Annotated in this window: 28 protein-coding genes; 18 read left to right on the top strand and 10 right to left on the bottom strand. The window is 43.6% G+C overall.

Annotated features, from left to right (window positions below):
• Nucleotides 1-277 precede the first annotated feature (277 nt).
• The 15 genes from ABD943_RS04380 (at nt 278) to ABD943_RS04310 (ending at nt 14,706) form a co-directional block, all read left to right on the top strand.
• Nucleotides 278-1,345 (top strand): pilus assembly protein PilM, encoded by a 1,068-nt coding sequence (locus ABD943_RS04380; protein ID WP_345291957.1) that lies wholly within the window; start codon nt 278-280, stop codon nt 1,343-1,345.
• Nucleotides 1,345-1,941 (top strand): PilN domain-containing protein, encoded by a 597-nt coding sequence (locus ABD943_RS04375; RefSeq protein WP_345291956.1) that lies wholly within the window; start codon nt 1,345-1,347, stop codon nt 1,939-1,941. The genes ABD943_RS04380 and ABD943_RS04375 overlap by 1 nt, the downstream gene beginning before the upstream one ends.
• The gene (locus ABD943_RS04370) at nt 1,941-2,567 is read left to right on the top strand and encodes a type IV pilus inner membrane component PilO (protein WP_345291955.1); all 627 of its coding nucleotides are present in this window, start codon (nt 1,941-1,943) and stop codon (nt 2,565-2,567) included. Before ABD943_RS04375 ends, ABD943_RS04370 begins: the two co-directional genes overlap by 1 nt.
• A gap of 2 nt (nt 2,568-2,569) precedes the next feature.
• Nucleotides 2,570-3,130 carry a pilus assembly protein PilP gene (locus ABD943_RS04365; RefSeq protein ID WP_345291954.1) on the top strand — a complete coding sequence of 187 codons (561 nt, stop codon included), beginning with the start codon at nt 2,570-2,572 and terminating at the stop codon, nt 3,128-3,130.
• An 89-nt stretch (nt 3,131-3,219) separates the two neighbouring features.
• The gene (locus ABD943_RS04360) at nt 3,220-5,307 is read left to right on the top strand and encodes a type IV pilus secretin PilQ (RefSeq protein ID WP_345291953.1); all 2,088 of its coding nucleotides are present in this window, start codon (nt 3,220-3,222) and stop codon (nt 5,305-5,307) included.
• A 94-nt stretch (nt 5,308-5,401) separates the two neighbouring features.
• Nucleotides 5,402-5,926, top strand: coding sequence for a shikimate kinase AroK (gene aroK / locus ABD943_RS04355; RefSeq protein WP_345291952.1), 525 nt, complete (start codon nt 5,402-5,404; stop codon nt 5,924-5,926).
• A 9-nt stretch (nt 5,927-5,935) separates the two neighbouring features.
• Nucleotides 5,936-7,042: a 3-dehydroquinate synthase gene (aroB, locus tag ABD943_RS04350; protein ID WP_345291951.1), complete on the top strand. Its 1,107-nt coding sequence runs from the start codon at nt 5,936-5,938 to the stop codon at nt 7,040-7,042.
• A 13-nt stretch (nt 7,043-7,055) separates the two neighbouring features.
• Nucleotides 7,056-8,453 (top strand): SPOR domain-containing protein, encoded by a 1,398-nt coding sequence (locus tag ABD943_RS04345; protein WP_345291950.1) that lies wholly within the window; start codon nt 7,056-7,058, stop codon nt 8,451-8,453.
• A 96-nt stretch (nt 8,454-8,549) separates the two neighbouring features.
• A complete protein-coding gene (hemE, locus tag ABD943_RS04340) occupies nt 8,550-9,617 on the top strand; it encodes a uroporphyrinogen decarboxylase (RefSeq protein ID WP_345291949.1) in 1,068 nt (355 codons plus the stop codon).
• An 18-nt stretch (nt 9,618-9,635) separates the two neighbouring features.
• Complete coding sequence (locus ABD943_RS04335) at nt 9,636-10,610, top strand: hydrolase (protein ID WP_345291948.1); 975 nt, start codon at nt 9,636-9,638, stop codon at nt 10,608-10,610.
• 81 nt (nt 10,611-10,691) lie between these two features.
• Nucleotides 10,692-12,077: a coniferyl aldehyde dehydrogenase gene (locus ABD943_RS04330; RefSeq protein ID WP_345291947.1), complete on the top strand. Its 1,386-nt coding sequence runs from the start codon at nt 10,692-10,694 to the stop codon at nt 12,075-12,077.
• Nucleotides 12,078-12,093: 16 nt separating this feature from the next.
• Complete coding sequence (locus tag ABD943_RS04325) at nt 12,094-12,990, top strand: hypothetical protein (RefSeq protein WP_345291946.1); 897 nt, start codon at nt 12,094-12,096, stop codon at nt 12,988-12,990.
• A gap of 72 nt (nt 12,991-13,062) precedes the next feature.
• Entirely contained in the window at nt 13,063-13,545 is a 483-nt protein-coding gene (gene coaD / locus ABD943_RS04320; RefSeq protein WP_345291945.1) for a pantetheine-phosphate adenylyltransferase, read from the top strand.
• 104 nt (nt 13,546-13,649) lie between these two features.
• Nucleotides 13,650-13,913 (top strand): YfhL family 4Fe-4S dicluster ferredoxin, encoded by a 264-nt coding sequence (locus ABD943_RS04315; protein WP_345291944.1) that lies wholly within the window; start codon nt 13,650-13,652, stop codon nt 13,911-13,913.
• Between the two features lie 37 nt (nt 13,914-13,950).
• Complete coding sequence (locus ABD943_RS04310; RefSeq protein ID WP_345291943.1) at nt 13,951-14,706, top strand: patatin-like phospholipase family protein; 756 nt, start codon at nt 13,951-13,953, stop codon at nt 14,704-14,706.
• On the opposite strand, the gene ABD943_RS04305 is transcribed toward ABD943_RS04310, so the two are convergent.
• The 8 genes from ABD943_RS04305 to radC form a co-directional block, all read right to left on the bottom strand.
• Nucleotides 14,703-15,002, bottom strand: coding sequence for a DUF3301 domain-containing protein (locus tag ABD943_RS04305; RefSeq protein WP_345291942.1), 300 nt, complete (start codon nt 15,000-15,002; stop codon nt 14,703-14,705). The two genes, ABD943_RS04310 and ABD943_RS04305, sit on opposite strands and share 4 nt — an antisense overlap.
• The gene (locus ABD943_RS04300) at nt 14,999-15,394 is read right to left on the bottom strand and encodes an MmcQ/YjbR family DNA-binding protein (RefSeq protein ID WP_345291941.1); all 396 of its coding nucleotides are present in this window, start codon (nt 15,392-15,394) and stop codon (nt 14,999-15,001) included. The genes ABD943_RS04305 and ABD943_RS04300 overlap by 4 nt, the downstream gene beginning before the upstream one ends.
• A 57-nt stretch (nt 15,395-15,451) precedes the next feature.
• Nucleotides 15,452-15,865 carry an ExbD/TolR family protein gene (locus ABD943_RS04295; RefSeq protein ID WP_345291940.1) on the bottom strand — a complete coding sequence of 138 codons (414 nt, stop codon included), beginning with the start codon at nt 15,863-15,865 and terminating at the stop codon, nt 15,452-15,454.
• 189 nt (nt 15,866-16,054) lie between these two features.
• The gene (locus ABD943_RS04290) at nt 16,055-16,468 is read right to left on the bottom strand and encodes an ExbD/TolR family protein (RefSeq protein ID WP_345291939.1); all 414 of its coding nucleotides are present in this window, start codon (nt 16,466-16,468) and stop codon (nt 16,055-16,057) included.
• A gap of 130 nt (nt 16,469-16,598) precedes the next feature.
• Nucleotides 16,599-17,408: a bifunctional DNA-formamidopyrimidine glycosylase/DNA-(apurinic or apyrimidinic site) lyase gene (mutM, locus tag ABD943_RS04285; protein ID WP_345291938.1), complete on the bottom strand. Its 810-nt coding sequence runs from the start codon at nt 17,406-17,408 to the stop codon at nt 16,599-16,601.
• 127 nt (nt 17,409-17,535) lie between these two features.
• Nucleotides 17,536-17,691: a 50S ribosomal protein L33 gene (gene rpmG, locus ABD943_RS04280; RefSeq protein ID WP_018624044.1), complete on the bottom strand. Its 156-nt coding sequence runs from the start codon at nt 17,689-17,691 to the stop codon at nt 17,536-17,538.
• Between the two features lie 11 nt (nt 17,692-17,702).
• Nucleotides 17,703-17,939 carry a 50S ribosomal protein L28 gene (gene rpmB, locus ABD943_RS04275; protein ID WP_046560555.1) on the bottom strand — a complete coding sequence of 79 codons (237 nt, stop codon included), beginning with the start codon at nt 17,937-17,939 and terminating at the stop codon, nt 17,703-17,705.
• A gap of 177 nt (nt 17,940-18,116) precedes the next feature.
• A complete protein-coding gene (radC, locus tag ABD943_RS04270) occupies nt 18,117-18,791 on the bottom strand; it encodes a RadC family protein (RefSeq protein ID WP_345291937.1) in 675 nt (224 codons plus the stop codon).
• Nucleotides 18,792-18,948: 157 nt separating this feature from the next.
• On the opposite strand from radC, the gene coaBC reads away from it, so the two are divergent.
• Genes coaBC through slmA form a run of 3 tightly spaced genes read left to right on the top strand, consistent with a single transcriptional unit; the run spans nt 18,949 to nt 23,345 of the window.
• Nucleotides 18,949-20,154: a bifunctional phosphopantothenoylcysteine decarboxylase/phosphopantothenate--cysteine ligase CoaBC gene (gene coaBC / locus ABD943_RS04265; RefSeq protein WP_345291936.1), complete on the top strand. Its 1,206-nt coding sequence runs from the start codon at nt 18,949-18,951 to the stop codon at nt 20,152-20,154.
• 36 nt (nt 20,155-20,190) lie between these two features.
• Complete coding sequence (locus ABD943_RS04260; RefSeq protein ID WP_345291935.1) at nt 20,191-22,719, top strand: phosphomannomutase/phosphoglucomutase; 2,529 nt, start codon at nt 20,191-20,193, stop codon at nt 22,717-22,719.
• Nucleotides 22,720-22,751: 32 nt separating this feature from the next.
• Entirely contained in the window at nt 22,752-23,345 is a 594-nt protein-coding gene (gene slmA, locus ABD943_RS04255; protein ID WP_345291934.1) for a nucleoid occlusion factor SlmA, read from the top strand.
• Between the two features lie 4 nt (nt 23,346-23,349).
• Here slmA and ABD943_RS04250 read toward each other — a convergent pair whose 3' ends face one another.
• Together ABD943_RS04250 and pyrE are read right to left on the bottom strand one after the other, a co-directional pair.
• The gene (locus ABD943_RS04250) at nt 23,350-24,318 is read right to left on the bottom strand and encodes a hypothetical protein (protein ID WP_345291933.1); all 969 of its coding nucleotides are present in this window, start codon (nt 24,316-24,318) and stop codon (nt 23,350-23,352) included.
• A gap of 45 nt (nt 24,319-24,363) precedes the next feature.
• A complete protein-coding gene (gene pyrE, locus ABD943_RS04245; RefSeq protein ID WP_345291932.1) occupies nt 24,364-25,008 on the bottom strand; it encodes an orotate phosphoribosyltransferase in 645 nt (214 codons plus the stop codon).
• Nucleotides 25,009-25,136 lie beyond the last annotated feature (128 nt).

The raw sequence follows: 25,136 nt of genomic DNA, 5'->3' as shown, positions 1-25,136 counted from the left end.
TTTCTTCAATATATAGATGGTCATTTTATAAGAAAGATTTATTGTGAAGCGTTGTAGCTGCTTTATGAATTGAGCACCAGTATACCTTTTCTAAAAAAAAAGGCTGAATTTTTTTGTAAATCAGTGTAAATATAGTATCTTAGAAGTGTTAGTTAACAAAAAAGTTTAACTTTATTGTGGATTTATAAGCACTTTTTTGGGGACATGTCTTAGAGATCAATTAAGATAAAACGAGCAAATGGACTTTGTTGAACCAACTTAATGAGGCATAGGATTTATGGTTCTGGGGTTATTCAAAAACAAACAAGTACCAGTGATAGGTATCGATATCAGCTCCACTGCAGTCAAGGTTTTGCAGCTTGGTAAGTCAGGCGGACGCTATCGCGTTGATAGATATTCCGTCGAGCCATTACCGCAAGGCGCTGTGGTCGAACGCGATATTCGTGATACTGAAGCAGTGGGTAATGCAATTAAAAAAGCTGTGCAGAAAGCCAGCGCTAAAACTAAAGATGCCGCTGTAGCAGTTTCTGGCTCCGCAGTAATCACTCGCTCCATTCAAATGGAGAAAGGTCTTTCTGATCAAGAGATGGAAGACGTTATTAAAGTCGAAGCAGATCAATACATTCCGTATCCTCTGGAAGAAGTCAACTTGGATTTTGAAGTCCTTGGTGATTCAGCCACGGACGATAACTTAGTTGATGTATTGCTAGCCGCGTCTCGAAGTGTGAACGTAGATACTCGTGTTGATGCGCTCGATATTGCTGGCTTAACGCCAAAAATCGTTGATATTGAAGCATACGCCATTGAGCGTGCTTATCAGTTAACAAAAAAGAAAACGATTGAACATTTGGACGACGCTATTGTGGCGATTATTGATATCGGTGCAACGATGACAAGCCTTAACGTCCTACAGAATGGTCAAGTTATCTATAACCGTGAGCAGTTGTTCGGCGGTAACCAATTAACAGAAGAGATTCAAAGCCGCTACGGGCTTTCTTATCAAGAAGCCGGTTTAGCTAAGAAACAAGGCAGCTTGCCTGATGATTACGAGACTGAGGTCTTGATGCCTTTTGCTGAAATTATCACGCAGCAGGTCGGTCGTGCGTTGCAGTTTTTCTTCTCTGCCAGCGAGTTCAGTTCGGTCAACGAAGTGATTTTGGCTGGTGGTTGTGCCTCAATCGATGGGTTGGACACGATGATTCAAGAGCACCTTGGAACACCCACTCGTGTTGCCAACCCGTTTGCCGATATGTCAATTTCGTCTCATGTGAACACACAAGCGTTAAGTGCTGATGCACCAGCAATGATGATAAGCTGTGGACTAGCGTTAAGGAGTTTTGACTAATGGCTCGTATTAACTTATTAGATTGGCGTGAAGAGTTACGCCAAGAGCGAAATAAAGAGTTTTGGCTAACTTTTGCCCTAATGCTTTTATTGGCCGGTTTAATTTGGTTTATGGTAAATCAGGTGATGTCAGCCAGAATAGATGCCCAAGATGCGCGTATTGATAAGCTCAATACGGAAATTGGCATTCTGAAAAAGCGTACTCAAGAAATTGAAAAGCTTAAAAAAGAAAAAGAAGAGTTGCTTAAGCGAATGGACCTGATTACTGACTTGCAACAAAGCCGTCCAGAAGTGGTTCGGATGTTTGATGAATTGGTTCGCGTAACGCCAGAAGGCATTAACTTGTCAACGTGGCAGCGTATTGAAATGCCTGTCACGGCTAAACAAACAACGGAGCATAAATTAGTGTTCACGGGGCAGGGAGAAACCAACCCTCGAATTTCTGAGTTTATGCGCAAGATGGATAGCTCTGAGCGATTAAACACCAGTGCTTTGAAAGATGTTCAAAAGCAGACAAAAGGCTTGCCAGCTCAAAACTTTACGCTTGAAGCTAAGCAAGTGATTCCTGGTAAAGATAAACCAGAGGAGGGCAAGTAATGGCTGATTTAAGTCAATATCAAGACTTCAATAATATTGGTTCTTGGCCTCTTCCTGGTCGTATTGTATTCATACTTATCGCCATGTTAATAGTATTAGGGCTAGGTTATTACTTTAATACGAGCGAGCAAATTAGTGAGCTAGAATCTAAGGCCAGACAACAAGAGCAATTACTTGCTGACTATAAGCGTGAGTATGAAAAAGCCGTGAACCTTGACGCTTATCGTGAGCAAATGGCTGAAATGAAGGAAACGTTTAAAGGCCTTCTTGAGCAGCTTCCTAAAAATACAGAGATTCCTGGCTTACTGGATGAGATTTCTTACGCGGCATCGGGAGCTGGAGTTGAGTTACTTTCACATAAGTATCTCGATGAAACAAAAAAGCAGTTTTATATTGAGAAGCCAATTGAAATCGTGGCTACTGGCAGCTACCACCAAATTGCAGATTTTGTTAGCCGTGTCTCAAAATTGCCACGAATAGTCACTTTGCATGGCTTTAAGATTAGCCCACAGCAGGGGCAAGCGCGTAGCAGTCGTGGGGGCTCTGGAGCGAACACTGAGGGCAACGAAAATTTAAACTTTAGCGTGCTTGCGAAAACATACCGCTATGAGTCAGAGGAGGGATAGTCATGAAATATTTTAGTCAAAAAAATACCATCCTTCTGGCTGGCCTTTTATCGCTTCTAGCTTTAACGGGTTGTGAAGATGATGGTATGAAAAAGCTCGATCAAGAGATTGAAAAAATTAAAGCTGAGACTAAGCAAAGTATTGAACCAATACCGAAAGTTGTTGCATATGAACCTTTCACCTATTCAGCTAGTGATTTAAGAAGCCCATTTGCCAAGTTGGATCCCGAGCATGAGTCTCGCTCTATGTTGGTTGACGGGGACTGCGAAAGTGATGTCCGCCCTGATCCAAACCGTCAAAAGTTTGAAATGGAGAAGTATGGTTTAGATGCTCTACAATACGCAGGAATGATTGCGAATAAGAAAGAGTTACGTGGTTTAGTTAAGATTCTTAGTGGAGATAGTGCTGGTGTCATTCAGCCTGTTCATGTTGGTGAGTACATCGGTTTAAACAATGGGCAAATTAGTCAGATTGATAGTAACCAAATCACCATCGAAGCGATTGTTCCCAATGGCAGGGGTTGCTGGGAAAACCGCACACAATACCTAGTGATAGGGCAGTGAGGGGTTGAGTAATGCGTATTATAAATGAAAAACGGATAAACAAGTCAGAATTAGGTAAAACGACTATGTTGACAAAGATGAAGAAGTTTATGAAAAGCTGTTCCTTATTGGCAGCAACGATGCTGTTTTCTTGGGGCGTACATGCCAGCCAATTGCAGTCGATAGACTACAATGTACTACCAGGTGACAAGTTGATGGTACGACTGAGTTACACAGATACTCCTCCTACCCCACAAGAGTTCACCACAGCTAATCCGGCAAGAATTTCAATGGACTTTTCCGGGGTTGGTTCTGGCTTGGACTACAAAACTAAAAATATTGGTATCGGGGCTGTTGGCTCAATTACTGCCATAGAAGCACAGAATAGAACACGTGTAGTAATCAATTTATCTGAACTGGTTACCTATAATAGCCAGATTCAAGGTACTGATTATGTAATTACTCTAGATGCCGGCTCTTCAGGTGATATGGTTGCTTCATCAAGCAAACCAAGCACCACATCGAGCTACTCATCTTCTGAGTATGATATTGCTGCAGTGGACTTCAGACGAGGAACTCAAGGCGAAGCTAGAGTATTGGTCAATTTGGGCGCGCCTAATGTCAACGTTGATCTAAGACAGGAAGGGCGAGCCGTAATAGCAGACTTTATTGGAAGTGACATTGATCCTAACTTTATCCGTCGACTTGACGTCATAGATTTTGGAACCCCTGCTCAAATGGTTGAAACCTCGAGACGTGGAGACAATGTACGTTTAACGGTAAGAGGCAATGATGCTTTTGAGTATCTGGCATACCAAGCTGATGATCTCTATACCATCGAGTTAAAACCATTGACTAAGCAAGAGATTGAACGTCGCGAAAGAGAAAAGCCTAAGTATACTGGCGAGCGATTAACGCTACAGTTCCAAGATATGGACCTAAAAGCCATCTTGCATACCCTTGGTGACTTTGCGGGCGTTAACATCGTCATCAGTGATGATGTTCAAGGTTCAATGGCATTAAATCTTGTCAACGTTCCTTGGGATCAGGCTTTAGATATCATTTTAAAGTCTAAGGGCTTAGATAAACGACAAGATGGCAATGTCATGATGATTGCCCCTGCGGATGTGATAGCAGCACGTGAACAACAAGAGCTAGAAGCTAATAAGCAGCAAGAAGAATTGGCTCCACTGCGAACTGAGCTCATTCAAGTTAATTATGCAAAAGCTGGTGAAGTGGCTGCACTCTTAAGCTCTGGCGGCGGTGGTGATGAACCAACAATAGGTATTTTGTCTAACCGAGGTGCAGTGTCGGTAGATGCTAGAACGAATACTCTAATTGTTAAAGATGTATCATCGAAGTTAGAAGATGTCAGAAGGCTAGTCACTCAACTCGATATTCCAGTTGAACAGGTGCTGATTGAAGCGCGAATTGTAACTGCCTCAGATGGTTTTACACGAGATTTAGGTGCTCGCTTTGGTATTAGTGATGCAATGAACTCGGGTGAGATTGGTGTCTCGGGTACTGTGCTTGATGCTGGGCGAATTAATGGTTCGGTAACTGGAGATCGTACACAAAACAGCGGGTTTAATGTTAATCTCCCTGTATCGAATTCTGCTGGAAGCCTTGGTTTGTCCTTTGCAAGATTAGCCGACGGTATTATCGTTGATATGGAGTTATCAGCCCTTGAGGCAGAAAACCGTGGTGAGGTTGTTGCCAGCCCTAAAGTTATCACTGCAAACCAAAAAGAAGCCTTTATTAAAGCGGGTGAAGAAATCCCTTACTTACAAGGTGGTTCATCAGGTGCTTCTAACATTCAGTTTAAGGAAGCAGTTTTAGAGTTGAAAGTAACACCGCAAATTACACCAGACGGTCGTGTATTCTTAGATCTATCGATTAGCCAAGATACGCGTGGTGAAGAGGTTGTGTTCACAACGGCAGACGGTCAGGCTGTAGGCGGCGCTCCTGCAATTAATACCCAGGAAATTGGAACACAAATCCTCGTGAATAACGGTGAAACGATTGTACTTGGTGGCATTTTCCAGCATCGAGTAACGTTGGATGAAACCAAAGTGCCACTCCTAGGCGATATCCCTATTCTAGGTTGGTTATTTAGAAATACTTCGAGAGAAAACGCCAAAGAAGAGCTGTTGATTTTCGTTACACCGAAAATTATCAAACAAGGCTTGAAATATTAGACAGCCATACCCAAATACTAAAAACCCGGGTATAATCGCGTGCCTGGGTTTTTGGTTTTTTACATTTGGTTAATTAAAGAGTTCAACGTTAATAATGAAAGGTAAGCGCAATATCTTCCTAGTAGGACCAATGGGAGCCGGTAAAACGACCATTGGTAAGCAGCTGGCTGAAATCTTAAAGCTTGAGTTCGTTGATAGTGATCACGAGCTTGAGGAGCGTACGGGAGCACCTATCGACTGGATATTCGATATTGAAGGTGAGGAAGGCTTCCGTGTGCGTGAAGAAAAAATCATTGAAGAACTGACCGAAAGACAAGGTATTGTCCTCGCAACAGGTGGTGGCGCTGTCGTGTCCGATAAAAGCCGCAACCATTTGGCTGCTCGAGGTGTTGTTGTCTACTTAGAAACCTCAATTGAGCAGCAGTTGGAGCGTACTCGTCGTGATAAACGCCGTCCTTTGATTCAAAATAATAACCCTAAAGACACGTTGTTATCTTTAATGAAAGAGCGTGAACCTCTCTATACGGAAATTGCTGACCTAACAGTGGCGACAAATATTAGCTCTGTTAAGTCCGTGGCTAAAGAGATCGTTGAGTTGATGGAACAACCGATTGCGTAGTGTCGAGCTTTGAAAACTCTTGATTTACACTTACAATCAAAAAGCTTAGATTATCAAATACTTATTGGGAAAGACTTACTTTCCCAGAATAAACATTTCACACCTGTTATTCAGGGGCAGCAAGTTTTCATTGTAAGCAATAAGACAGTGGCCCCTCTTTATCTTGAAACTTTACAAGCCAGCCTAAAAGGTTATGAATGCTCAGTATTTTTACTGGAAGATGGTGAGCAGCATAAATCTTTTGCAAGCTATCAACACATTCTCGATGCTATGCTAGATGCAGGACTTCGCCGTAATGCCACGCTTATCGCATTGGGCGGTGGCGTTGTTGGTGATATGGCCGGTTTCGCTGCAGCGACTTATCAGCGTGGAATACGCTTTCTCCAAATACCTACGACCTTACTGTCTCAGGTAGATTCATCGGTCGGCGGCAAAACGGCTGTTAATCACCCCAAGGGAAAGAACCTGATCGGGGCTTTCCATCAGCCAAGTCGGGTAATTACTGATATAAATACGCTAACGACATTGCCTGATAGAGAGTTTAAAGCTGGTATTGCTGAAATTGTTAAAGCGGCCATACTCTATGATGTAACCTTTTTTGAGTGGTTAGAGACAAACGTCAGCAAGATCCTTTCGCATGACGAAGAAATCTTGGTTACCATGATTGAGCGCTCTTGCGCGATTAAGGCTGAAATTGTAAGCCTTGATGAGAAAGAAACCGGCGTTAGGGCTTGGCTAAATTTAGGTCATACTTTTGGTCATGCGATTGAAAGAAGTTTAGGGTATGGTGAGTTATTACATGGTGAGGCAGTTGCGGTAGGCATCGCTATGGCTGCGGAATATGCTGTTAAAATGTTCGGGCTTCCTAGTGAAGACTCAGTTCGAATCGTGAGATTAATTGAGAGCTTTGGACTTCCAATTAACATTCAGAGTGAACAATACCACATAAATGCGACTATTTTGGCGGAGGCAATGACTCTGGATAAAAAGAATGTTGACGCAGATCTCACTCTAGTTTTGCCAAAATCTATCGGTGAAGTTACTATAAAGCATTCCGTTAAAGTTCAAGATGTCGAGCGTTTCTTAGTGGGCTATCTTGATATGAATATAGTATAAGGCACTGTCTTGCATGGCTTTTTCACAGTCACTGAATCCCAACGTTTTTGAGAAGCACAACCGAGTCTTATTCCTGCCTTCAAGCTGGAAGCGACTGATGAGCTTGATTAAATATCAGGTGCCAAACGGTGGTTTTGCGGTGATGGAGGGAGAGTTTGGGGCTGGCAAATCCGCCTTTGGCCGAATATTCGAGAAGAAGCTTGTTTTAGACGAAAATATCGACTGCCAGATCGTTCAAGTTCACCCTTTAAGTACGATTCAACAAATCCAAGCGCAGCTTCCCAAAGACCCAGAGAAGCCGATGTTAGTGATTATTGATGATGCTCACGAGGCTTCAACATTATTACTGCAAAAGCTAACAGTCCCTACTAAAAATATTTACTGGTTTTTACTCGCAGAACCGGGTATCAGCGAAAGGGTTGATGCTTTTGAGGAGCGTCGAGTTGAGCTGCCGTTGTTTTCAAAAGAGGACTGCTTTGAGTTTTTACAAAAACAACTGCAGGATCAGCCCAAGTATGTTCAAGTCTCGCAAATGCAGAGCGACACGATCTGGTATTCAAGCGAGGGGTTACCTAAAGAGATCATTGAGCATGCAAAAAAGAACTTGAGTAAGCTTTTTTCCGGTCATGAAAGCAGTGAAAACTTTGATAAAGCGAATAAAAGTTGGTACATGACTGCTGGACTCGGTGCCGCAGCATTGATTTTTATCATATTTCTTGCCATTAGCATGGGGGGGCCCGAGGATGAGGAAGGGCCGGATGCGACAAATGAAGTTGAAGAGGTCAAAACAGCCGACATTCCAACGGATGACTCTTCATCGCTACCTATTGATACTACCAAGACGGCTGAAGATCGAGTTGCGAAGCAAGAATCTGAAAAAAATACGCCTGCTGATGGTAACGAGGTCAGCGCTCTAAAGAACCCCTCAACAGAAGTCGAACAGGTAGCAAAGAATAGCGTTTCAGAAGAGGCTATGGACGGTAAGACTACTGCCAAAGGTTTAACGTCTGAAGAGGTTAAAGAGGCATCAGAGTCAGCCGACCCGATTGAGTCAATTGCCTTAAAAGTTGCAAAAAAAGAGTCGGTAGTAAAAGCTCAGCCGAATGTCTCTAAAAGCTTTAGTCAATGGTTGTCTTCCCATTCGCAAGATACCTATAGTTTGCAGTTATTTTCTCACTCCGAAAAAGCTGCTGCTAAAAGCTTCCAAGGGTCACTCGATCTAGCCGACAGCTATGTCTACCCTGCTGATATTGAAGGAAAAATTCGATATAGAGTATTGTGGGGAGCTTTTAAAACAAGGGCAGAAGCTCAGCAAGCGATTGATTCATTACCCTCAGAAATTCTGGCGCAAAAGCCATGGATTCGACAGTTCTCTGCGATCAGCCAAGAAGTCTCGACAAGCGCAAACTAGATATCGTGTCAGTATTGAGATGATTAAAGATTTAGGCTGTTTTCAGTCTGCGTTCCATTTATAATAACGCCATCAGAACATCAATTGATCAACCTTATGAGCCAATCACTGGTTAATGACCGTTATATAAAAGCGACGTTACAACAAGAGACTGACCGTACACCTATTTGGATGATGCGTCAGGCGGGACGTTATTTGCCTGAATATCGCCAGCTTAGAGCTGAAGCCGGTAGTTTTATGGATTTATGCACGAATCCAGAGTTGGCTTGTGAGGTGACGATGCAACCGCTTCGTCGCTATCCTTTGGATGCAGCCATTCTATTTTCTGATATTTTAACCATCCCAGACGCGATGGGACTGGGTCTATATTTTACCCCTGGAGAAGGTCCTGCATTTAAAAAGACGGTTAGGGATGCACAAACCGTTAAAGCGCTACCTATTCCTGATCCAAATCAAGAGCTGAAGTATGTCACTGATGCCGTCAGTACCATTCGCCGCGAGCTTAAAGGTAGCGTGCCGCTCATTGGTTTTTCAGGTAGCCCATGGACACTGGCCACTTATATGGTTGAGGGTGGCACGACAAAGAATTTTTCTGAAGTTAAGGGCTTGATGTACGAAAGCCCTCAAGTGATGCACCAACTCCTAGATAAGTTGGCTGATTCAATCATTGTGTATTTAAATGCGCAGGTCGAAGCGGGTGCGCAAGCACTAATGATTTTCGATACCTGGGGGGGAGTATTAACGCCACGAGACTATCAAGAATTTTCTTTACATTACATGGCAAAAATTATCGATGGCTTACAGCGTGAAAAAGATGGGCAAAAGATTCCTGTGACCTTGTTTACAAAAGGTGGTGGTAAGTGGTTAGATTTAATGGCAGCGACTGGCTGCGACTGCTTAGGGGTTGATTGGACCACTGATCTTAAAGAAGCACGCCAGAGAGTGGCGGGCAAGACCGCGCTTCAGGGCAATATGGACCCGTCGATGTTGTACGCTTCAGATGATAGAATTCGGGAAGAAGTGGAGACTATCTTGGCCAGCTATGGTCACGGTAATGGTCATGTGTTTAACCTAGGCCATGGTATTCACCAGACAGTGAATCCAGAAAAGGCCGGCGTTTTTATTAATGCTGTCCATGAGCTTAGTAAGAAGTATCATCAATAATTAGTCAATGCAGGGTATATGCTTAAGGAAAGCCATTTTGATCCACCTTGGTGGTTAAAAAATAGACATTTACAGACTTTTTGGGCGCCACTAGTGCCGAAGCTACCTTTGCCTAAATTAACGAGGCAGAGGCTTGAGTTGAGCGATGGCGACTTTATTGACATGGACTGGGTCAACCCTGAGCGAGATGCGCCTACCGTTGTTCTGCTCCACGGCCTTGAAGGTGATATCGACTCTCCCTACTTACGTCGAATGCTTTTTCAAATCCAGCAAAGGCGTTGGCGTGGTGTTTTAGTCTATTGGCGTGGCTGTAGTGAAGAGATGAATCGACTGGATAAAACCTATCATTCAGGGCGAAGTGAGGATCTGGATGAAGTGATTGCGGAGATCCATAAGAGTAAATCTCCCGATAAGTTATTTGTATCAGGTTATTCGCTTGGCGCCAACGTGCTTTTGAAGTGGCTTGGCGAAAACGAAGAAAACGCTCGAATTGATGCAGGTTGTGCGGTGTCGACGCCTTTCAACCTTTCAATTTGTGCGGACTCTATCGATCAGGGTTTTTCGAAAATTTATAAGTTCTACCTGCTGAACTCGATGAAAAAACGCATCGTGAAAAAATTCACGCCAGAGCGCTTACTGCAATTATTGAATATGTCGCCAAGAGATGTCATGGCGATCAACTCTTTCCGTGAGTTTGATAATCGGGTAACGTCGTTCCTTAACGAGTTTGAGGATGCGGAAGATTATTACCGTACCGCTTCCAGTATTTATTATTTAGGCACTATAAAGAAGCCGGCGTTAGTGATTCATGCTGCCGATGATCCTTTCATGTCACCCGAAATCATTCCCAGAGATGATGAGTTACCCGACGCTCTAGAGTTATTGATTAGTGAGCATGGCGGTCATGTTGGCTTTGTGTCGGCACCGACCAGCAAAGGAGTCAGCTTTTACCTTGAAAATACCATGCTTAATTATTTTGACCGCTTTCTATAAAGCTCAAAAAAGTGATTAGGTTAGGTTTCAAATCTCTGGTATGCTGGCCTAATTAACTCATTGAAAAGCCTGGCCTTTCTCATGGATTTAAAACTCGAGCATCAAGCCTTAGTCACTAATTACCGCGCAGCACCTTACCCAAGCTTTCAAACCAGACAGCAAAAGCTAGCCCAGCTTATTGCATTATTAAAAGAGAATGAAGAGCAGATTATTGAAGCTATCAGTGATGACTTTAGTTATCGCTCACCTGCGGAAACTGAGCTCGCGGAAATTTACCCATCCTTAAAAGCCATTAAACACACGCAGAAGCATTTAGCTGACTGGATGTCGCCAGAAAAGCGTAAAGTCAGCGTTTGGTTCCAGCCGGCTAAAGCCTCGATTATGTATCAGCCAAAAGGTGTTGTGGGTGTCATCGTGCCTTGGAATTATCCGCTATATTTGGCGCTTGGCCCACTAATTGGTGCTATTGCGGCGGGTAATCGTGTGATGCTAAAAATGTCTGAGTTCACGCCTCAGTTCAGTCAATTGTTTGCCAAGCTTTGTGAGCAGTATCTTGGCGACGACTGGGTTGGTGTGATCACTGGTGGGCCAGAAGTTGGTGAAGCCTTTTCTAAGCTGCCATTCGATCACTTGGTATTTACTGGCTCGGGACGAATTGGCAAAAAAGTAATGCAAGCGGCTAGCGAGAACTTAACGCCTGTGACATTGGAGCTGGGTGGAAAGTCACCAACGATTATTGATGCATCATTTTCGCTCAAGCTGGCTGTCGAGCGATTGCTATTTGGTAAGCTATTGAATGCAGGGCAGACCTGTTTAGCGCCAGATTATATTTTTGTACCAGAAAACTTAAAAAGTGAGTTCGTGGCTACGGCACAACAGGTCGCGAAAACGTTTTATCCTCGTTGGAAAGAATCCGAGTATACTGCGTTAGCGTCGAACAAACAGTTTACACGCCTGAATGACTTATTGGATGATGCGAAAAACCAAAATGCTGAGGTTGTCCCTTTATTGGACGAGGCTGAGGCGTGTGCTAGAAAAGTGCCGCCGGCCTTAGTGTTGAATACCCATGAAGACATGTTAATACGGCAAGAAGAGATTTTTGGGCCGATATTGCCAGTGGTGACTTACCAAGAACATGACGAAGTGATTGACTACATTAACCGTCATCCAAGGCCTTTAGCCTTATATTTGTTCAGTTATAATAAGCAGGTAACACGACAATATATGCTGAAAACGATTTCCGGAGGCGTTACACTCAACGATACCATCCTTCATGTGAGTCAAGAAGAGCTTCCATTTGGAGGTATCGGCGCCAGTGGCATGGGGCACTACCATGGCCATGAAGGGTTCAAAACCTTCTCCAAAGCAAAAAGTATATTTAAACAAAGCCGCTTCGCAGGAACAAAATTAATGTATCCACCACATAACAAATTTGCGAATTGGCTACTTGGATTAATGAAACGATAAAAATAAAGGAACAGGAATGTATAAGAAATTTTTTGAAGGCTTATTGTTTGGAGCGGGCTTCACTATCTCTATGCTGTTAATTTGGACTTTGTATACTCACTACCAGATCGAACGGACAATTCGCTCCGTTAATCAGCAGTTAGAAGATAATATTAATAGTCGAAGTGAAGTAGATATATCCAATAATCGTTACATTCAAAGAGTTGAGGATAATGACAGGTTTTTTGGATCGTCTGCACGTTATGTGTATCCTTTTGATTCTGATGAGGCTGGGGATACTTCACTTCCTGAAGGACCTGGTGTTTTAAAAGGCTTGGTTACGACTGATGGAGAGGGAGTCAGTGGTGTTAGAATTCGATTAGCTCTTAATCAGTTTGAGTATAGTCCTTGGGCTGAAACTAGTTCGGAGGGAGTTTATGAAGTCAAACTTCCTTATGGAAATTACAATATAAACGGCTACCAGCTGGGTAGAGGTAATACTCACAGGGTTCTCAGCGGAGCTATCAACAAGCCTGGTAATTTTTTTAACTCCAAGGTAGTTCAAGTTGAAAAAGGTAAGCCTGAGAGAGGCTTAGATTTGGCATTTGTGTCGACCGTGAAAAAGGTGCTGAAGCGGAAAGAGTTCGAGCGTAGTCAGGATGTCATTCTTGAGTGGGATAAATATCCAGGGGCTGAGCGGTACAGTATTGAAATACTGAAAAACAAGAGACAAAATAAAATAGAATTTGAAAAGGTATTGCCAACACATGATCTAGACAGAAATATCACTAATATTAGCTTAACTGATTTGGATTTAAACCTTGAGCCTGGTTACTATGTATACAATATAAAAGCTTTTGATGCTTCCGGTCAGCTTATCTCCACTTCAGGGCAAAAGTATTTAGGGTTTGACTTTAGAATTAAAGAAGTGTGATATGGCTTTCCAAAACGGGCGTTTTAGTTTGCCAAGTGCTTATTTTGAGTTAATAGCGTAACGTAAGGTATTATGAAAAAGATTGTGTTGTATCCAGGAACCTTTGATCCCATCACTAAAGGCCATATGGACCTTGTTAAAAGGGCTTGTCGTTTATTTGATACGGTAATTATTGCGGTGGCAGAAAGTCCTTCAAAAAAGCCGATGTTCAGTTTAAATGAGCGTGTTGATATGGTGCGCCAGATCTTCAAAGGGAATACTCAGGTCGAGGTTCAAGGATTTAACGGCTTGTTGGCACATTTCGCGCAAGAAAAGGACGCGTTAGCCGTTCTGCGGGGTATTCGAGCCGTTTCTGATTTTGAGTTTGAATTTCAGCTGGCCAATATGAATCGCCATTTAGACCCAGATTTAGAATCGATATTCCTGACGCCCTCGGAGAAGTACTCCTATATTTCGTCATCGCTGGTCCGTGAGGTGGCGTCATTAGGGGGTGATATTACGGCATTTGTTGATCCTGCTGTAAAAGATGCGCTTGAAAAGAAATTTTCAGAATAACCTCGAACTTGCTTACTATATAAGCGATAATAGAAACAACTGTTCATCAGCTCTTAGCGAGCTTTTGTAAATTGGTGTAGAAAGAGTATTTGGTGTAGAAACATATGGCATTAATAATTACCGACGAATGCATTAACTGTGACGTTTGTGAGCCTGAATGTCCCAATGAGGCGATATATCAGGGGGAGGAGATCTACGAGATTGATCCTGACAAATGTACAGAATGTGTTGGTCACTATGATGAGCCCCAGTGTCAGCAGGTTTGTCCGGTCGACTGTATTCCGTTGGATGAAGATAATCCTGAAACGAAAGAGCAGTTGATTAGCAAGTATGAAACCTTAACCGGCGAAGCTTACGTCGAACTCTAAGCCACTCTCAAGGTGGCTTCTGCCACAATCTCAACACATGACTCTAAAAGAATGGCTTTCGGCCGCCCCTTTCACGTTAACGCTATCGTCTGGCTTTTTCAGCTTCTATGCTCATACGGGCATGCTCAGTGCGCTCGAAGAAGAGCATTTATTACCGCGCCGCTTAACCGGAACTAGCGCCGGAGCTTTGGTTGCATCCTGTTGGGCGGCGGGCATTAATACTGCTCAGCTCAAAGATATTCTTTTTAAGTTAGAGCGGAAAGACTTTTGGGATCCTGGATTTGGTTGGGGGTTGCTTAAGGGTGAAAAATTCCGAGCCATTCTCAGTGATATTTTGCCAGCTAAAACGTTTGAAACGTGTCGTGCTGAACTATCACTGTCTGCTTATGACACCAAGTCCAAGTCTACCATCATCATTAATAGCGGTGGGCTGATTCCGGCGATTTATGCTTCGTGTGCGATTCCCTTTTTATTCCAGCCTTTAAAGTACAATGGCTACTGCCTGTTAGATGGTGGCATTAAAGATCGACCTGCGTTAGCGGACGTGAGGGCTGATGAGCGCGTTTTTTATCACCATATCGTTTCGGTCTCTCCTTGGCGAAAAAAAGGCTCTAAGGCCTTAGAGGTGCCGCGTAAAGACAATATGGTGGCGTTACAGTTGTATGATTTACCGCGCTGCGGCCCAACTAAGTTAGAAAAGGGGCCTGAGGCCTTTCATGCGGCTTATCAAGCCACCAAGAGGGCGCTACAACGCCCCATTGATAAAAACGACCAAGTTGAGCTTGCCGTTTAAACTGACTCCATTTCTACGATAACGGGCCACTTTCCTTGCATCACAAGGTAGCCTTTGTAGCGCTGAGCGCCATCGGTGGCGAACTCAAATTGATAACGCCTAAGAAATCGAATTCGGCCTTTATCATCCCTGTCAAAGTACACTTTCTTTAAGGCGACGTAACCGTCAAGGTTTTGCACTGATGCTTCTTGGCATGCCTTTTGCGCCGCTTTGTATGCAGATTCTTGCACGCGTCGAATATTGACCCAAGTGCCTACAGCTAGTGCGATCAGTAAAATAACCAGTAAATTTGTCATGGTGCCTTGTTCAGGATTTCCTGTTGCTTTTTCTTTGTGAGTTTCGAAAAGACCATATCGTAAGATTGTTGAATCAGTTGCTCAAATTCTTGTTGTGTTAAAGCATCGCAGCTCTCAACAGATACCCAGTGGTACCGAGCGAGGTAGGGCGCAGGAATGATACCGTCGCGGTCAGTGAGAGCCATGAAATCGGCTGGCGTGACTTTAAAGGATGCCCGGTCCATGCTGCCATTATCTTTACTGCTATCTTTCGAATCGGAGTAAAAAACCACGAACATTTTGCCGGCAACGCAGTAAGTACGCTCAGTCTCCCACTTAAGATCAAACTCAGCGCCTTTGAGGTTACTGCTAAATTGTTCTAGGTGAGCGAACATCTTTGGCTGTTTTTCCATTAAGTTATCGGCAATAAAAAAGGCGACCAAAGCCGCCTTTTATAAGCTTTTCTAGGATTACTTACCAGTAATCCAGCGCGCCACGTTAACTTTGGAAACTCCAGCGGCGTTGGCTTGGTCAACCGCCGTTACGAGAACGTCGTTAATCGCTTCTTCGTGTACACGAACCAATACTGGCGAGCGTGGGTCCGCTGCAAGCTGGGTTTCGATGTTGGCACGAATGGCCTCAGGATCAATAGAGCGCTCATCCATAAAAACGTTGCTTTGCTCATCGATTGACACCACGATCAATGGTGGTGGGTTCTTCGGAGGCGTTGTATCTTGGTTCGTCGTTGGACGTGAAATCTCAACGGTGTCTTCTCTCACGAACGAGGTTGTAACAATGAAGAAGATCAACATGATGAATACGATGTCTAGCATCGGTGTCATGTCAATCGCCGTATCTTCGTCTTCTCTATGTTTTCTACGCATAATATATCTTATCCTGTCGCACTTCTTGCTACTTTTAGCGAATAAAAGTATTTGGCCCACAAAGGCGGCATTGTTTAATGTAATCGTTAAAGTATAACCGCCACATTAAATGTGATCCAGTATTAAATGTCTACCCTAATTTGTGTAAAAAAGGACAAATCATACCTCTAACTGTGAACAGTCAGGCGGTTAACGCCAAGGAGCGACGCTGACGCTGGATATCCCCGCTTTGTTTGCCTGATCAACCGCTGAGACCATCGTGTAGTTATGGGCATCAGCATGAACTCTGACGATTAATGGCGTCTTAATGTCCTTAATCAGCTGACTTTCTAGGTTGGCTTGAATGGCTTCAATATCAATGATTCGGTCATTAAAGCTAATCTCGTTGTGGCCGTTGATGGTTAAAATCAGCGGCTGTGTCTTGCTTTTGCAGTCTTTAGCACAGTGAGTGGTGGGTTGAGCGATAACCAGTGAGTCAGTGGTGATGAAGCTGGTAGTGACAATAAAAAAGAGTAATAAAATGAATATGATATCGAGCATGGACGTCATGTCGACTTTGCTGTTTTCTAGATGATTTCTGAGTCTTCGACGTGTTTTTTTCATGAGACACCCCTTAGCAGTTTTATACTTTCTTAGAGCGCCGCCGGTGACTGGAATATCAGTCATCTGACCAGCACTTAAGTTTACTATAGCGCTAAAAATCAGCCTTGGCAATTTAGATGGCTATTTGGCGCTAGTGCTGACAGTGAGGGCAGTAAAAACTGGAGCGCTGTCCGAGGGTGATGTTTTTAATGATGGATTGGCATTGATAGCAAGCTTCGCCTTCGCGCCCATAAACGTTCAGCTGTTGCGCAAAGTAGCCTGGTGAGCCGTCAGCCTGCGTAAAGTCTTTCAGGGTAGTGCCGCCTTGTTGAATCGCTTTTGTCAGCACCAGCTTAATATTATTAGCTAATACCTGACAGCGTTCTTTACTCACGCGATTGGCGGCTCTTTTGGGGTGGATGCCACTAAGAAAAAGCGATTCACTGGCATAAATATTACCCACACCAACCACCACAGCGTTGGTCATGATGGCGTTTTTAATTGACCCTTTGCGTTTACTCAGTTTTTGATGGAGGTAATCACCGTGAAATTCATCATCCAGAGGCTCAGGGCCTAACGATTCAATAATATCAAGGGTTTCACCATGCGGCTGCCATAAAATAGCGCCAAAGCGACGAGGGTCATTAAGGCGAAAGGCAGTACCATTGGTGAAGATAACTTCAAAGTGATCGTGTTTTTTTAAAGGCGTTTCTGCGTCCACAACCCGCATAGCGCCTGACATGCCAAGATGCATGACCACAGAGCCTGAGTCGAAATGCCAGAGCATGTACTTGGCTCTACGAATTATGTTGCCGCTAACGGTGCCTTGCAACAGCTTTAGCTCTGGCGGTATCGGCCAACGAAGTTGAGGATGATGAATGTTAACCGCTTTAATCGTTTGCCCAGTGATATGAGGGGCTAAACCGCGGGTCGTTGTTTCAACTTCGGGTAACTCGGGCATAACGGTTAGGGGATAGTTTAATTAAGATTGATGGTGCTAAGAATAGCAAAAAGCCCAGCAATTAGCTGGGCTTTTTAATCGTTTTCTTGGAGGCAGAAAACTATAAAGCTAGATTAAGTGGTTTATATTACTTAATTTTTGCTTCTTTATAGATCACATGCTTACGGATAGTTGGATCAAATTTTTTGATTTCCATCTTGCCTGGCATGTTTTTCTTGTTCTTGTCAGTGGTATAGAAGTGACCTGTACCAGCACTTGACACTAAACGGATTTTATCGCGCATCTTTCAGCTCCTTATACTTTTTCGCCACGAGCACGCAATTCAGTTAGCACAGTCTCGATACCTTTCTTATCGATAATGCGCATACCTTTTGCTGATACGCGTAGTTTGACGAAACGCTTCTCAGACTCAACCCAAAAACGGTGAGTGTGCAAGTTCGGTAAAAAACGACGTTTTGTACGGTTTTTTGCGTGTGACACGTTGTTACCTGTCACTGGACGCTTGCCTGTTACCTGACAAACTTTAGCCATGATATAGCCTCCAAAAAATAATCATTACATTGCGAGAGGATAATGCCTTTCCTAACGCGACTCTTCAATTAGGGCGCACTTTATACCAGAAAGCCGCTGCTTTGACAACTAAACTGGCAATAAAAGCCCAATTTACTCCGGTTTTTTGGTCAAACCGAAAGTAAATGACGAATTCGTTTAAATTAAGCCGTTCTCCACGAAGGAGTAGCTTTGATTTTGCGCGATAATGATGTGATCCAGTGTTCTGATATCCACCAGCTGTAATGCTTGTTGGATGCGGTCGGTAATGTGCCGATCGGAGGGACTGGGTTCCAAGCAACCACTAGGGTGGTTGTGCGCCAATATCACTGCGGCGGAATGATAACTCAGCGCTTTCTCAACCACAACCCTTGGATGGACTTCGGCGCTATTTATTGTGCCTTGAAACAAGGTTTCTTGAACCAGTAGTTGATGTTGGTTATTCAAAAAAAGCACCACAAACTGTTCTCGCTTGTGATGGCTGAGGAGCGATGTCAGGAAGTGTTTTACTTCGTCTGGAGAGCTAAAGCTTTGATTTTGCTGGAGGCTTTGTTGCAAGTATCGTTTTGAAAGTTCTAGGCTAGCCTGCAGTTGGCAATACTTGGCATTACCCATGCCCGGCTGTTGGGTAAAGTCGGCTAGACTCGCTTCGAGTAATTGGCGTAACCCACCAAACTCTCTAAGCAGGTGGCGCGATAAATCGACGACATTTCGGTTTTTGGTGCCGGTTCTTAAAAAAATAGCCAACAGTTCAGCGTCTGAGAGGCTAGCAGCCCCTTGCTTTAATAAGCGTTCGCGAGGTCTTTCTTGTTGGGGCCACTCCATGATTTTCATGCTCACTTCCTTGTGAATGTATTTGCGTTGAGAATTGTTATCGATTGTTGCTGAGTGTAGAGCTTGTAGGAATATCTGTAATTAAGAATATGACTATAATTTTTGTGCGTAAAAGCGTAAACTTGTAACTCATTATAAGTTAAATCAATCGGTTAGCATGAGTTTGCAAGGTAAAAAAATCCTGTTGGGGATAACGGGCGGAATCGCTGCGTACAAAAGCGCTGAACTAAGTCGTTTGCTGATTAAGGCGGGCGCCGAGGTTCGCTGCGTGATGACAAGAGGGGCGCAGGCTTTTATTACCCCGATGACATTTCAAGCGCTGACAGGCAACCCTGTGCATGAACATTTGCTTGATACCGATGCCGAAGCGGCTATGGGGCATATCGAATTAGCCCGTTGGGCGGACTTGGTGCTGATTGCGCCCGCGACAGCTGACGTGATGGCAAAGTTGGTGGCGGGTGCTGCTGATGACCTTCTCAGCACATTATGCTTGGCTACCGCCTCGCCGGTGGCCATAGCGCCGGCGATGAATCAGCAAATGTGGGCCAATAAAGCAACCCAAGCGAATGCAGCGACATTAACTGAGCGTGACATTACAATTTGGGGGCCTGACTCAGGGGACCAAGCGTGTGGAGATGTTGGGCCTGGCAGAATGATGGAACCACAGCATTTAGTCTCACAAGTTGAGCAATTCTTTCACCCCAAAACGTTAAAAGGTCAGCATTGGGTTATTACCGCGGGGCCAACGGTTGAAGCCATTGATCCTGTGAGGTATTTGGCTAACCGAAGTTCGGGGAAAATGGGGTATGCGATTGCGGAAATGGCAGCCCGAGCCGGAGCAAAGGTAACGCTGATTAGTGGGCCTGTTTGTTTGGCTGCACCTTTTGGGGTTAACCGAATTTCAGTGGAAAGCGCTGAGACTATGCTAAATGCCGTTCAGAAATCTATTACCAAAGACTCTGTTTTTGTGTCTTGTGCGGCGGTTGCTGATTATCGCCCGCAGGAAGTTGCCGATGAAAAAATGAAGAAATCAGGCGATGACGGGCTTGTTATTGAGCTGACTCAAAACCCTGATATTTTAAAATGGGCGGCGCAAGAAAGCGGTGCATTCTGTGTTGGTTTTGCGGCAGAAACTCAGAATGTTAGCGAATACGCTAAGGCCAAAATGGAACGCAAGGGAATCACCATGATTTGTGCTAACGATGTGAGTCGTTGTGACATTGGTTTTTCGTGCGATGATAATGAGCTACAGGTTTTTTATCGTGATAATGACCACGTGAAAACTCAAGGCATAGGGCCAGCCAACAAAGCGTTAGTAGCAGAAGAGTTAATACAATTAATTAATAAAGTTCGCCAGTCGTAATATTTAGCGAACCCATTGGGAGTTAAGGAGTCTTTGATGACAAAGGGTAAGAGTTTAGCCAGCTTTTTTATAATACCTTTAATAATCGGGTTACTGATATTAGTCGGTGTTTCAGCAAGTCTATACTATTTGGGGATTCAAGATCCGCTTGAGAAACAAGCGAAACAGCTACTAGCATCGCGAACTGCTGAGCGCGCAAACCTTATCCAGCAAAGAGTGCAGCAAATTCAAATGTCGCTGGATCTCGCTGCGCAATCTGTGTTTTCTGAAGATGACAATGAGGTCATCGACAAGCTAAAGAAACAGGTGCCTCGAGTAGATCAGGTCGTTGTATTTGATGATGCGGATATTCAGCCTCAAGATAACGCCACACCTGCAATTACTCACGTTGTGGTTGATCTACTTAGGAAAACCGAGCAAGGCAACACGCCGCCACCTGAGCTGATCTTACAAAACGGTAACCCTAGCTATATTGCCTTCACTGAAAAGTTAGCTGATGAGCGCCTGGTATTAGCTACAGTGAGTTTAGAGCAAATACAAGGCTTATTAGGTAAGGCGGACGATCAAAGCCGCTTGGAGTTACGTCAAAAGTTTAGTGGGACGTCACATGTTGTAGCCTTTGTGGGGAATGAGCCTGCGCAAGGTAACCCTTTGGTTGAGTCTGGCAGTTTTGGTGCGAACTGGTCACTGGCTTTGTGGCAGCGAGTTGGAGCCTTCTCCACGGATGCCGGTAAGCTTCCTCTGTTGTTATTTATAGCTGCAGTCATGGCTTTTTTGATTGTTGGATTGTTACCGCTATTGAGTATGAAGCGTTTATTCAGCAGTGATGCGAGACGCTTTATTAAGGAAGTCAAAAGTAACTCTATAAACAGTAGAAAGTACCAGCTAAACTTTTTTAAAGAATTGGCTGCCAGCTACTCCAGAGTGAGTGGTGTGAGTAACGGTGTTTCTGGTGAGTTAGATGATGTCGATGAAGCCAAAAGTAAGAATAAGGGAAAACGTCGCGCGCGACCTTTGATTAATCCAGAAACACTTGAAAAAGAAGGTGCTGATACAGAAGATACTGGAACAAATGAGGTTGAAGATGAAGGTCTAGAGCCAATACCAGAATCGTCATCTGAACCGCAAGTCCTGGAGTTCACAACGTCTAAAGCTGACTCGCCAAAAGATGTTAATGAGGATGAAGTCTCGCAAAACATCCGCCCTGAAATTTTTCGCGAATACGATATTCGTGGAGTGATGGGGATAAGTCTAAACTACGAGACGGTATATGTTATCGGTAAGGCAATCGGCAGTGAAGCTTATTCAAGAGGTGAACAAAGCGTTATCGTTGGACGAGACGGTCGTTTATCGAGTCCAGAACTGCATAAAGCCTTAATCGATGGCTTACTGGCGAGTGGTCGAGATGTCATTGATCTTGGCTTAGTGCCGACTCCTTTGGTCTACTTTGGTACTCATACCTTAGGTTCTCGCTCTGGAGTTATGCTCACTGGAAGTCACAACCCGCCAGAGCATAATGGGTTAAAAGTGGTATTGGCCGGCGAAACCTTGTTTGGTAAAGACATTCAGGATTTACTGCAAAGAATTCAGATGCAAGAGTTCTTTAATGGTAAAGGGAGGTTAAAAGAAACAACCATTGAGAAGGATTATCTAGCGAAGTTGTTGGATGATATTAGTCTTGATAAGCCTTTAAAGGTTGCCGTTGACTGCGGCAATGGAGCAACAGGGGACTTCGCTCCTAAAATGTTACAAGCCCTAGGCTGTGATGTCATAGGCTTATACACGGATATCGATGGTAACTTCCCAAACCATCACCCTGATCCTAACTCTGCAAACAACTTAAAAGCTCTGATTAAAATGGTGACATCAGAAAAAGCCGATATTGGATTAGCATTTGATGGTGATGGTGACCGCCTAGGAGTCATTGACAATAAAGGTAAAATTATTTGGACAGATCGCCTTATGATGCTGTTCGCACAAGATGTGTTATCCAGAAATGCTGGCGCAGAAATTGTTTATGACGTTAAGTGCACGCGCTTTCTGAAAGATGTGGTTGAGCAGGCGGGGGGCAAACCTGTTATGTGGAAAACTGGACATTCTTTAATGAAAGCTAAAATGCGCGAAACTGAAGCTCCGTTTGGAGGTGAAGGCAGTGGTCACTTGTATTTTAATGAGCGTTGGTTCGGTTTTGATGATGCGTTATATGCTGCTGCCAGACTTTTAGAGATGCTTAGTAAAGCTGATTCAACTGCCTCAGAAGTTTTTGAAGAGTTACCAGAAGGGTTGACTTCAGAAGAGATCAACGTACCTGTACCGGACAAACTAAAGTTTAAGTTAATAAAAGCCTTGGTTAAGAAAGGCGACTTTGGGGATGGCGATGTGACGACTATTGATGGGTTGCGTGTGGATTATAAGCATCGCTGGTTATTAGCAAGAGCATCAAATACAACGCCGAGTATCGTCGTCAAGTTTGAAGCTGACAATAAAGCATCTTTGGATGCTGTAAAAAATGTATTAAGAGAACAATTATTAAAAATAGCACCAAAGTTAAAGCTCAACTTTTAACATTAAATTTTAAACAGAAATCTGAGAGACACATGACAACTAAAAACTCATCCAAGAGAAAGAATGAAATTTTACAGGCATTAGCATTAATGCTTGAGAAAGATCCTGGGGAGAGGATTACAACGGCGAAACTTGCGAAAGAGGTGGGCGTTTCTGAGGCGGCCTTATATCGACATTTTCCGAGTAAAGCAAGAATGTTTGAGGGCCTTATTGAGTTTACTGAGGAAGCAATATTTTCTCGCATGAATCTTATTGCAAAGGAACAGGGCGATATAAACACTCAGTGCCAGCAAACACTAAGCTTGATTTTAACTTTTGCAAGCCGAAACCCTGGGATTTGTCGTTTGTTAACGGGGGAAGCCTTGTCTGGTGAGCATGAGCGTCTTCGTGGGCGTATCAGCCAGTTATTCAATCGGGTCGAGACACAAATTAAACAGTTATTTCGACAGCATGAAGTGGCAACTATGGGTAAGTACACCCCTGAAATCGGCAGCCGTGCCAATTTATTAGTGGCTGTGGTTGAAGGGCGCATTCAACAGTATGTAAGAACAGACTTCACTCAGTCGCCATTGGCAAGCTGGGAAAACCAGTGGCAGCTATTACAGGCGACAACTGCTATCGACTAATCTTTTATATGTTGTTCTGTTGCGAGACGTATTGAACAAAGTCTTGTTTTAGCTCTGTTACAGCGTCACTGTTGCAGAGCTTTTGTCCTGCATCATTGTCCATGCATTGAACTTCTAAGACTATCTGCATCGACTGCTCTTTAGCTGGTATTCTAGTGATAGAAAGTCCCAGTTGATCGTCAGCTTGAGGTTTGCTGGAGATAATCAAACTGTCGGTCACAATTTCCAGTTTGTTTGAAGCATTTTCGTGAGCAAAAATTTGGGCTAATTTCCATGAGCGCTCACACTCATTAGAGTTATTACACATAACGGTTGTTGTTAACAGATCTTGACTCTGTCCTCGTGCGTACTCCTCAACCATTCTCATTGCTTGAAGCTCTTTAAAGCGAACTAAGTCAGCTTGGAATTGCTCTCGAATGGACGCTTCTTGCTGTTGATAGCGTTCAATTGAGGCAATATTTTCAGCTTCTTGCTCTTTTGTCGCTTCAATCTGATTCAGAGTGGCTTTAGGTACGGCTTTACCCTCACGCTCATAATTTGCAGCACTTGCTTGTAGATCTGCTAATTTTTTTTCGAGGGTTTTGTTATGGCCTTGAAGAATTGATATATTAATTTTTAGTGAGGCTGTTTGGTTATCTTCTGTCCGCTTGATATCCTCAATAGTACGGTATTGGCGCAATAACATTCGGTCATGTTGGCGAGCTTTACGGGCTTTTTCTTCTTGCTCAGCTAGTTTCTGTTGGCGTAATAACTCTGCATGTTTTTCTTTAGCCGTCATCACGGGGGGCACTCGCTCAATTAGCCGACCGCTTTCGTTAATAACGTCATACCCAGACTTGAGAGCCGAATTAGGTAGATAATCTTTTACCACCAGCCGACCATTACTATCTTTGTAGCGATAAAAGTTTTTAGCATCGACTGTTGTAGCGATGAAAGTGAGAGTGAACAGTAATAATATATGCTTCAGACTCATAGTGCTCCAATGGGGGATTCTTGCATCAACGACACGTATAGATGATTACTCAACACCATAAGCCTCTCTGTAGGCTAAGACTTTTGGGTAATAGTCACTAAATGTCGGGTGATTTTTTAAATAATTTAGCAGATCCGATAACTTTATAATAGAAAATACTGGAATTCCGTAATCTTGTTCAACTTCTTGAACTGCCGATAAGTTGCCAGTGCCTTTTTCTTGACGGTCAAGCGCAATCAGAACGGCTTTTGGAGTTGCTCCGTTTTGCTTGATAATGTCAATAGACTCACGGATAGCCGTGCCAGCACTGATGACATCATCAATAATCAAAACGTCACCGTTTAATGGGCTACCCACAATATTGCCGCCCTCGCCATGTTTTTTAGCTTCCTTTCGGTTAAAGCTATAAGGAGCATGAATATGATGATGATCGGATAGTGCCATCGTTGTACAACTTACCAGAGGTATGCCTTTATAAGCGGGTCCAAAAATAACGTCGAAAGGAATCGTGTTTTGTACAATGGTTTGGGCATAACAACGCCCTAGTTGCGCCAGATCTGCGCCATTATCAAACAGTCCTGTGTTAAAGAAATACGGGCTTTTTCTGCCGCTTTTTAAGGTGAATTCACCGAATTTAAGAACATTTTTAGATAGAGCAAGCTCAATAAATTGCTTTTGGTAGTCATGCATGGCTTTTGTGCTGAAGATTAGAGTTCTCAGTTATCTATAATAACCTGATTTCGGATGAAAAAAAACTGGGCTGATGGGAGAGCGGTGGGGCTTAAGCTGAGAAGGTCAGAAATAAAAAGCGGCTAAGT

The sequence above is a fragment of the Kangiella marina genome (genome assembly GCF_039541235.1).
Taxonomy (GTDB): Bacteria; Pseudomonadota; Gammaproteobacteria; order Enterobacterales; family Kangiellaceae; genus Kangiella; species Kangiella marina.
This window is presented reverse-complemented; position numbering and strand designations above follow the sequence as displayed.